At 62.0% G+C, this 9,334-nt stretch carries 7 protein-coding genes and 1 pseudogene; 5 read left to right on the top strand and 3 right to left on the bottom strand.

What is annotated here, in order from left to right:
- Window positions 1–267, top strand: a pseudogene (locus VG320_RS14845) (glycosyltransferase family 2 protein); the annotation flags it as partial.
- 56 nt (window positions 268–323) lie between these two features.
- Window positions 324–1,880, top strand: a complete 1,557-nt coding sequence (locus VG320_RS14840) for a hypothetical protein (protein WP_327200858.1) — start codon at window positions 324–326, stop codon at window positions 1,878–1,880.
- A 226-nt stretch (window positions 1,881–2,106) separates the two neighbouring features.
- Here VG320_RS14840 and VG320_RS14835 read toward each other — a convergent pair whose 3' ends face one another.
- On the bottom strand, window positions 2,107–3,222 hold the full coding sequence (locus tag VG320_RS14835) for an acyltransferase (RefSeq protein WP_327200857.1): 1,116 nt from the start codon (window positions 3,220–3,222) through the stop codon (window positions 2,107–2,109).
- Between the two features lie 173 nt (window positions 3,223–3,395).
- On the opposite strand from VG320_RS14835, the gene VG320_RS14830 reads away from it, so the two are divergent.
- From VG320_RS14830 to groL, 3 genes are all read left to right on the top strand, one after another.
- Window positions 3,396–4,667, top strand: coding sequence for a glycosyltransferase family A protein (locus VG320_RS14830; protein ID WP_327200856.1), 1,272 nt, complete (start codon window positions 3,396–3,398; stop codon window positions 4,665–4,667).
- 502 nt (window positions 4,668–5,169) lie between these two features.
- Complete coding sequence (locus VG320_RS14825; protein WP_103701891.1) at window positions 5,170–5,460, top strand: co-chaperone GroES; 291 nt, start codon at window positions 5,170–5,172, stop codon at window positions 5,458–5,460.
- A gap of 45 nt (window positions 5,461–5,505) precedes the next feature.
- Window positions 5,506–7,146 carry a chaperonin GroEL gene (groL, locus tag VG320_RS14820; protein WP_143886476.1) on the top strand — a complete coding sequence of 547 codons (1,641 nt, stop codon included), beginning with the start codon at window positions 5,506–5,508 and terminating at the stop codon, window positions 7,144–7,146.
- 195 nt (window positions 7,147–7,341) lie between these two features.
- Here the strand turns inward: groL and VG320_RS14815 are convergent, their stop codons facing one another.
- Window positions 7,342–8,283 (bottom strand): glycosyltransferase family 2 protein, encoded by a 942-nt coding sequence (locus VG320_RS14815; protein WP_327200855.1) that lies wholly within the window; start codon window positions 8,281–8,283, stop codon window positions 7,342–7,344.
- 225 nt (window positions 8,284–8,508) lie between these two features.
- On the bottom strand, window positions 8,509–9,334 hold an 826-nt coding region (locus VG320_RS14810), incomplete at its 5' end, for a hydroxymethylpyrimidine/phosphomethylpyrimidine kinase (protein ID WP_327200854.1).

Genomic DNA, 9,334 nt, shown 5'->3' with positions numbered 1-9,334 from the left:
GTGCATCTCGGGGTGTCGCGCGGGCGGACTTCGGGTGTGCGCTTCGGCTATTCGCAGATCGCGAATCCGCTTTATCTCGCGCGCAAACAGACCATGGCGCGAGGGCGCGCGTGCAGTTTCATCTCGCGGCATATTGCCTCGAATCTCTATCACAGCTTTCAGGCGAACGCGCGCTTCGACTATCGCGGCAGACTCAAGGGCAATTGCCTGGCCTTCTTCGATATCGTCAGGGGAACGATCGATCCGGCGCGTATCCTGGAGCTTTGAATCCGGCCGACGACACGCTGGCGCGCGCGAGGCGTGCGCAACGAACGAATGTGGGGGTGGACGTGGGACTTTCGGTATTTGGCGGCATCGTCTTCCTGGCGGGACTGTTCGCGCTAAACGCGTCGTATCGCTGGTCGGTCTACGGCCTGGCCGCTTTTTCTCTACTGGGGTGCGCACTCGCCCTTACGCTGGGCGGTGTGGGCATCATGCCGGCCTATCTGTTCCTGATGTTCTTCGTGCTGCGCGCGTTCAATCTCGGAGGCGGCGATGGACTTCTGCGCGCTGTCGACATCGGCAAGGCCGGCTTCTGGTTGTTGTGCACCTGCGCCTGGGGCGTGTTTGGCGCGCTTGTGCTGCCGCGCGTGCTGGCCGGATCGACACTCGTCTTCACGATCGATCGCAACGCGACCGACGTCAATTCGATGGGACTGCTCCAGCCGCTTGCGCCCGTGTCCGGGAATCTTTCGCAAACCGTCTATTGCGTCGCTGAGTTGCTGGTGTTCTGTTCCATGAGCGTGTTCCTTCGCTGTCGCGGTGGCTATCGCGCACTAGCCGACGCCATGCTCGCGCTCACGGCGCTCGACGTGCTGGCCGGCCTGATCGATGTCGCGTCGCACGCGGTCGGCATCGATGCTCTGTCCTGGCTGAAGACCGCCGACTTTGTGTATTTCGACGGCGCGTCGCTGGGCGGCCTGATCCGGATCAGCGGCACGTTCAGTGAGGCGTCCGCCTTTGCGGCCTTCACGCTTCAACTGTTCGCGTTCTGCATCAGTTTATGGCTGCTCGGTTTTCGGCCCAGGCTCTCGGGCGCGCTTGCGGTGGCTACAGGCACGCTGCTGCTGCTTTCCACCTCGGGCAGCGCGTACGTGGGGTTGGGCGGTTATGCGGTCGTGCTGCTGTTGAGCCGTCCGGGCCGGATCGTCCGGGAGGCGCAGGCGCGCAAGGTGCGCATGTGGACGTTGTTTGCGTGTCTCGGCGTGCTGGCGACGCTCTACGCGATCCTGTTCATGCCTAACGTCGTAAATGCACTGACCGATTTCGTCGACGCGACCATCCTCAGCAAGGCCGACAGCGATTCCGGCGTCGAGCGCTCTGGCCAGAACATGCAGGCGTTGAGCAACTTCTTTGACACCTACGGCATTGGCGTAGGGCTCGGCAGCGTTCGCGTGTCGAGTTTCGTGATGGTCCTGCTGGCCTGTCTGGGCGTGCTCGGCACGCTCTGCTATGCGATCTTCATTGCGAAGGCGACGCTGGCGCCAATCGCGCGCGAGCGCCCATTTACCGATCGTGCAGTCTGTTACGCCGCGCGGCAAGGCATGTTCGCGACGTTGATCACCGCTGCGGTGTCGGCGTCGGTGTTCGATCTGGGGGTGGGCTTCTATTTGCTCGCAGCGGCGGCGAGCGGCGTGGCGGTGCAGGTTAAGCGTCGCTCGTTCTTGCCGGTCACGCGTGTCACACCCATTGTGTCCGATACGCCGGTCATGCCCGCGCAACCTGCGAGCTTGGCGGCGTGCGTGGCGACAGATGTGCCTTCGCGCGAAAGGCTGACGTCGCGCGGCGCGGCTCTGCCGGGCGCCGCGCGTGCGCGCCGTGCAGATTCCGGAAACGCTTGAACCGGATCGCGCGGTTCGTTCGAACGGCGGGGCGATCCCATTTCCGCATGATTGTGCGATCGTTCTAGCGCTTCTTTCTGCGATTGTTCGTGCGTTAGATAGCGGCCAGCAGAGGGCGGCTGAGAGATCTGAAGTGCAGGGTGGAGCGAGGCGCGACGGGCAAGCCGCGAAGACGCAAGCCGTGCCCGTCGGTTACCGGTTGATCAGCAGGTCGCCGTCATGTCGTTCAACGTGTTGCCGTGTCGAGAGCGACGCCGGGAGTTGCCTGCACAAGAGGACGTGAACGGGCAAGGCGGCGGCGGGTCCAGGCGAGCACTGGCTTTTCGACCCCGTGCCACGATAGCCAGGCAAGCGTCGCGACAAAGGGCGCGGCCACGACCAGCGACGTGAGATGCCCCATCGTCGGCCACAGCGATGCGATGCCCTGCTGGACCGGAAAGCCGTAGATATAAATGCCAAGGGAATAATCGTTACGGGGTACGAAGCGATGAAATAGCGGCGTGGTGCCCACCCACAGCACCGCATAACCCAGCGCGAGATAAAAGGCTGGCTGGAAAAGGACCGTGCCGCGCAACGCCAGCCAGACGCCGATTAGCGCGAGCGCAGCCCATCCGTTGATGCGCACTTGCTTGCGGAATGTGTAAAGCAGCATGCCTGCCATAAAAACGGTTTCGGGAAAGTAGCCATAGCCTCCAGGCTTGAGCGACATGTCGCGCAGGGCCAGCTCGAAATGCGGGTGGAAATGCGGCCTGAGCAGAAAGGGAATCAAGCCGATCAATAACGCGCCGACGATGCCGCGGCGGCTCTTCAGAAAGCCCAGCACCCCTGCGACGAACACGACGAGGTAGTAGTGGACTTCGGTCGTCAGCGTCCAGAGTGGCTCGCAGATCGAATCGGAGCGGTTGTGCGTGAAGACGCCGGGCAGGTGCCAGCGCTCGCGCATGAGCAGTGTGGGCACGGTGTCTAGCGTGGACCACGTCGAACGCTGCGCGAAATAGTCGTGCAGTGTCCACGTCGTGAAGATCGGGCCGAGCACGAACACGACGAAAAGCGAACCGGCGAAAACAGGCGGCCAGATGCGCGCAGCGCGCAGTGCGAGAAAGCGGCCGGGCGAGCGCTGGCGGTCGAAGCTCGCCGTCACGAGGATGCCGCTCAGCAGAAAGAACGCGAATACGCCGAGGCTGCCGGTGTAGTCGAAGCCGAGAAAGGCTGTGGCGGGATCGGTGTAACCGTCGTTTTGCAGGACGATCGAATGGGCGTAGACGACCGTGGCGGCCGCAATTACGCGCACCAGGTCGAAGTTGTTGCGCTCGCGGCTCAGCGCATCCGAAAGCAGTGCCATGGTGGGAATCCTCGATGGTTGGCCATGTCGCCTGAAGCGGCGGCATGCGGGTGAGGCGGGTTGGGATAGCCGATTGTGGTGTTGGCGACGCACGCCTGACTGTGCGGTTCGCCACCGTGAGGCGGGAATGCAGGCCGTGTGGCACGCGTCGCACCAGACTTCGGCTCCGCTGTGTGAGGCGGCATACAGACGGCGCCTGTAAGCATTTCGTATTATTTGCCCATGGCCTGCGGGGAAGAACGGGGTTGGGACCCATACGGTCTGATGGCGGGCTAGACGCAGGCAAAGTGCCAATAGACAGGTCTTGCGACGAGACGGGGGGAATGATGGCTATCACCGGCGCAGGCGAGGACAGAGGCTCCCCCAGTTCGCGGAGCATTTCTTTGTACCTCGGTAGACTGCTTGTACAATTTCCGAAATCGGCGCTCAGGAGGCAGGCCCGCACCAACATGATGCCCAATGTGTCGTTCTCGGTCGTCATCGCGAATTACAACTACGAACGCTTTGTCGGCCAGGCGATCGAGAGCGCCTTGTCGCAGGATTGGCCGCGACTCGAGGTCATTGTGGTCGACGATGGCTCGAGCGATGATTCCGCCACGGTGATTCGCGCGTTTGGCAACCGTATCACCGCCGTGTTCAAGGAGAACGGCGGCCAGCGCGAGGCCAACAACACTGGATTCCAGCGAAGCTCGGGCGATGTCGTGATCTTTCTCGACGCCGACGACGTGCTTGTTCCGGGCGCGCTGCGCGCCATTGCGGAGGTCTGGCGTCCGGGCTTGAGCAAGGTGCAGGTGCAGATGCAGCGTGTGGACGCGCTCAAGCGTCCGATCCGCAATATCATTCCGAAAATTCCCGCGGGACTGTCGCCAGAGGCGATTCGCCAGTGGGCGTGGACGACTTCGGAATATCCTTCACCGCCGGGTTCGGGCAACGCGTGGTCGCGCAGTTTCCTCGAACAGATCTTTCCGCTCGATGAGAGTCACGATTCGTTCACCGACTCGACATGCATTGCGATGGCACCCTATGTGGGCGATGTCGAGACCATCGCGAAGCCGCTCGTGCTATATCGCATGCATGGCGGCAACGACAGCGCGATGAGTGCGAACCACACGAATTTTCGCCGTGAGATTGTGCGCGCCATCAAGCGGCACGCGGCGGCCTGCGAAGCTTGCGCGATGGTTGGCCGAACGCCGCCGCCTTTGAACACGCTGTTCCGCGGTCCGCATCTGCTGCAACTGCGCATTGCCTCGTTGCGTCTTACGCCCGATCAACACCCGCTGCCGGGCGATAGCCGGCCGCGCGCGCTGCTTGACGCGCTGATGTTTCCGTTCCGCTCCAACTTCGAGCAGACGCGCTTCCGGGTTCTTGTCGCGGGCTGGAGCGTCCTCACGCTGCTCGCGCCGCGCAAGTTGGCGAACGCGTTGATCCGCAAGCGCTTCATATGACGCGAGGTTGAACTCAGGACACAGGACAGTGCTGTTTCGCCAGGACGCTTGACGCGGGGCAATCCTGATGCAAAAGCACTTTTCTGGCGTTCGTGGCAAGCGCCTGAACACGGGCGCCGCCGCTTTCGGGAATTCCCTGGGGCCATTTTGCGCGCTGTTACAAATTCCGTCGGCGGAGTGCGCGCCAGTTTCCGCTCGCGCGGTGCCATTGCAATCGAAGCGTAAATTTCCGCTAATCCATTGTTTTTGCGTCGAATTTTATCGCTGAGTTTGTGGGCGTGAAGGCAGTTGGACGGCCCCTGAGAGCGTTTTTCTCCCTGATCACCCCCCCAAAAAAACCTCCCACCCCCGTTCTTGAATTTGTCACCACCCGTCCATATAATTAGCACTCACCGCATGAGAGTGCTAACAACGCTCGGTGCACCAATACCTCTGGCTGACGATTGTCGGCAGCCAGGTTTTCTTGAGTCTCTTCAAGTCCAAATCAAGAGAGGATCTATCCATGAACCTTCGTCCTTTGCATGATCGCGTGATCGTCAAGCGCCTGGATCAAGAAACCAAGACCGCTTCGGGCATCGTGATCCCGGACGCAGCGGCAGAAAAGCCGGATCAAGGTGAAGTCCTGGCCACGGGCCCGGGCAAGCGTGACGACAAGGGCGCCCTGATCGCGCTCGACGTCAAGGTCGGCGATCGCGTCCTGTTCGGCAAGTACGCTGGCCAGACCGTCAAGGTCGATGGCAACGAACTGCTCGTGATGCGCGAAGAAGACATCATGGCCGTGGTGCAGAAGTAAGTTCGGCCCACCGCTCATTCATCAAGAATTCCAAGGAGTTAGAAGATGGCAGCTAAAGACGTCGTGTTCGGCGATTCCGCCCGTTCCAAGATGGTTGAAGGCGTGAACATTCTCGCCAACGCAGTGAAGGTCACGCTGGGTCCGAAGGGCCGTAACGTGGTCCTCGAGCGCTCGTTCGGCGGCCCGACGGTCACCAAGGACGGTGTCTCGGTCGCGAAGGAAATCGAGCTGAAAGACAAGCTCCAGAACATGGGCGCGCAAATGGTCAAGGAAGTCGCTTCCAAGACCAGCGACAACGCAGGCGACGGCACGACGACGGCAACCGTCCTCGCGCAATCGATCGTTCGCGAAGGCATGAAGTACGTCGCATCGGGCATGAACCCGATGGACCTGAAGCGCGGCATCGACAAGGCTGTTGCAGCCGCAATCGAAGAACTGCGCAAGATCAGCAAGCCCTGCACGACCAACAAGGAAATCGCGCAAGTCGGCTCGATCTCGGCGAACAGCGATTCGTCGATCGGCGACCGTATCGCTGAAGCGATGGACAAGGTCGGCAAGGAAGGCGTCATCACCGTTGAAGACGGCAAGTCGCTGCAAGACGAACTCGAAGTCGTCGAAGGTATGCAGTTCGACCGCGGCTACCTGTCGCCGTACTTCATCAACAACCCGGACAAGCAAGTCGCCGTTCTGGACAACCCGTTTGTCCTGCTGTTCGACAAGAAGATCTCGAACATCCGCGATCTGCTGCCGGTTCTGGAACAAGTCGCGAAGGCTGGCCGTCCGCTGCTGATCATCGCTGAAGACGTCGAAGGCGAAGCACTGGCCACGCTGGTCGTCAACAACATCCGCGGCATCCTGAAGACCGTTGCTGTCAAGGCTCCGGGCTTCGGCGACCGTCGCAAGGCGATGCTGGAAGACATCGCGATCCTGACCGGCGGTCAGGTCATCGCTGAAGAAACCGGCCTGACGCTCGAAAAGGCAACGCTGAACGAACTCGGTCAAGCGAAGCGCATCGAAGTGGGCAAGGAAAACACGACGATCATCGACGGTGCTGGCGAAGCCGGCAGCATCGAAGCGCGCGTCAAGCAAATCCGCACGCAGATCGAAGAAGCGACGTCGGACTACGACCGTGAAAAGCTGCAAGAGCGCGTTGCCAAGCTGGCAGGCGGCGTTGCAGTGATCAAGGTTGGCGCTGCGACCGAAGTCGAAATGAAGGAAAAGAAGGCACGCGTGGAAGACGCGCTGCACGCAACCCGCGCTGCCGTTGAAGAAGGCATCGTCCCGGGCGGCGGCGTTGCGCTGATCCGTGCTCGCGTTGCTGTGACGGGCCTGAAGGGCATCAACGCAGACCAGGACGCAGGTATCAAGATCGTTCTGCGCGCAATGGAAGAGCCGCTGCGCCAGATCGTCACGAACGGCGGCGAAGAAGCGTCGGTCGTGGTGGCAGCAGTTGCAGCAGGTCAAGGCAACTACGGCTACAACGCAGCGACGGGCGAGTACGTCGACATGGTCGAAGCTGGCGTGGTCGACCCGACGAAGGTTACGCGCACCGCACTGCAAAACGCAGCTTCGGTCGCTGGCCTGCTGCTGACGACGGACGCAGCCGTTGCTGAAGTCGCGAAGGAAGATGCACCGATGCCCGGCGGCATGCCCGGCGGCATGGGCGGCATGGGCATGGACATGTAATTGCGATCCGGAGTTGGCGCTTCGGCGCTTACTCCGGTCCCAGGCAGAGCCAAGGCTCAAGCCTGATTACATCGAAGTGCAGGGGAGCACGCCGCAAGGCGTGTTTCCTCGCCAAAGAAAAACCCGCAGCGATGCGGGTTTTTTTATGCGCGCGAGAAATAGTGCGTTCAGCGCGTTCAGCGCGATTAACGTGTTTCAGGCCTCTTTCCCGTAGCGGCGCCGGATCACATAAAGCGGCCTGCGCTTCGATTCGAGGTAAATCCGGCCAATGTACTCGCCGATCACGCCGATCCCGATCATCTGCACGCCGCTGAAAAACAGCAGCGACACGAAAATCGACGCATAGCCCGGCACGTCGATACCGCGCACCAGCGTACGGATCACGAGATACGCCGCGTAGAGAAACGAACTCGCGGCTACCATCAGGCCGAAATACGTCCACATCCGCAAGGGCACGGTACTAAAGCTGGTGATGCCTTCCAGCGCGAAATTCCACAGTTTCCAGCCTGAAAACTTGGTTTCGCCCGCGACGCGCGAACTACGCACGTAGGCGACTTCGGCTGTGCGAAAGCCGACCCAGGCGAACAGGCCCTTCATGAAGCGGCGCGACTCCGGCAGTGCGTTGAGCGTATCCACGACTTCGCGCGTCATCAGGCGAAAATCGCCGACGTTCTCCGGGATTTTCACGTCGGCCAGCTTGTTGTGCAGGCGATAGAAACTCACCGCGGACTTGCGTTTCAGGTAGGTGTCCGAGCTGCGGTCCGAACGTTTCGCGAGCACGACGTCGAAGCCCTCGCGCCATTTGCTCACGAGTTGCGCGATGACTTCGGGCGGGTCCTGCAAGTCGGCGTCGAAGGGCACGACGATGTCGCCGCGCGATTCGGTCAGCCCGGCCGACAGCGCGGCTTCCTTGCCGAAGTTGCGCGAAAGATCGATGACGCGCACGCGGGGATCGGCGTCGGCGGCGTCGACGAGCAGCGGCAGCGTGCGGTCCTTGCTGCCATCGTTGACGCAGACGATTTCAAATTCCGTTGCGTCGATCGCCTCTAGAGCCGGGACGACCTCTGCGAAGAAGGCGGGAATGGCGTCTTCTTCGTTATAGAAAGGTACGACCAGTGACAGGAGTGTGCGGGACATGGGTCTGCCGTGGGTAGGGTGCGCCCGTGTCGGTCATGACGCGCTCTCGCGCGTGGCGGCGAGTTTTGCTGCGTCTGGGGCTGCGCTGGCGGCGTTATCTTTGTTAGAGGGCGGCAGTATACCCCCGGTAATTATTTGTAAATTCCCTTTTGCGGCTTCGCAGCGCGAAACTCAGCATGCCGGCGCGCGGGCTTGACACCCGCGCCCAGCATCGTCAGTCAGCGCTCAATGCCGCGCTTCGCCCGCGGGCGGCGTCTTGCCGGGACCTTCGGCATCGTCGGCCGCTTCTTCGCCGTCTTCCGCATCGTTGGCGCGCGCCCAGAAAAAGCGGTCGGGCACCCACGCGCCCATGCCAGGGCGAAATGCGCCCTGCATGGCCTGATAGAGATATTCCTGCGCCTCGCGCACGGCTTCGGGCGGCTCCTGACCGTTCGCGAGCAGCGCGGCGATGGCCGCGCCGAGCGTGTCGGTTACGCCCATCATCGGCTGGCTGGTGCGGTCCCACAGGTCCTGGCGGATCTGGCCTTCCTCGCTATAGAGCGTGTTGACCACGCGGTGCGAGCCCGTTTCCATCGACAGGATGTACTCGCAGCCGCTCGCCAGCAGTTGCGAGATCGCGGCGTCAATGCCGGGCGGTTCGGAATCGCCGTCCGGTTGCGCGAGCGCGAGCAGCACGGACACATCGGCGACGAGCAGCGTGGTTTGCGGTACCAGCAGGTCGGTGACGGTTTCGCGCAGTTCGTCGGCGGCCAGCACGTGTTCGTCGTCGAGCGTGAAGTCGGGCGCGAGCACGAGCGGGATCTCGTCGTAGTCGGCGACGACTTCGGCAATCGCGCTCACGACCTCGGCGCGGGCGCCCGCGCCGACCTTGAAGGCGGCCACGGGCATATCTTCGAGCAGCATGCGCGCCTGGCTCGCGACGGTTTCCGGATCGAGGCCGGTGACTTCGTCGCAACTCGCCGAATCGCGCACGGTATAGCCCGTAAGCACGGAGACGCCATGGCATCCCATGCTGGCCAGCGTCATCAGATCCGCCTGGATGCCGGAGCCG

The organism is Paraburkholderia sp., from assembly GCF_035948235.1.
Lineage (GTDB): Bacteria > Pseudomonadota > Gammaproteobacteria > Burkholderiales > Burkholderiaceae > Paraburkholderia.
The sequence above is the reverse complement of the archived record's forward strand: the minus strand, read 5'-3'. Positions and strand labels throughout refer to the sequence as shown.

Bases quoted from the DNA above. Each gene is read 5' to 3' on its own strand.
- VG320_RS14835 (WP_327200857.1), bottom strand. From the start codon at position 3,222: ATGGCACTGCTTTCGGATGCGCTGAGCCGCGAGCGCAACAACTTCGAC.
- VG320_RS14825 (WP_103701891.1), top strand. From the start codon at position 5,170: ATGAACCTTCGTCCTTTGCATGATCGCGTGATCGTCAAGCGCCTGGAT.
- groL (WP_143886476.1), top strand. From the start codon at position 5,506: ATGGCAGCTAAAGACGTCGTGTTCGGCGATTCCGCCCGTTCCAAGATG.
- VG320_RS14815 (WP_327200855.1), bottom strand. From the start codon at position 8,283: ATGTCCCGCACACTCCTGTCACTGGTCGTACCTTTCTATAACGAAGAA.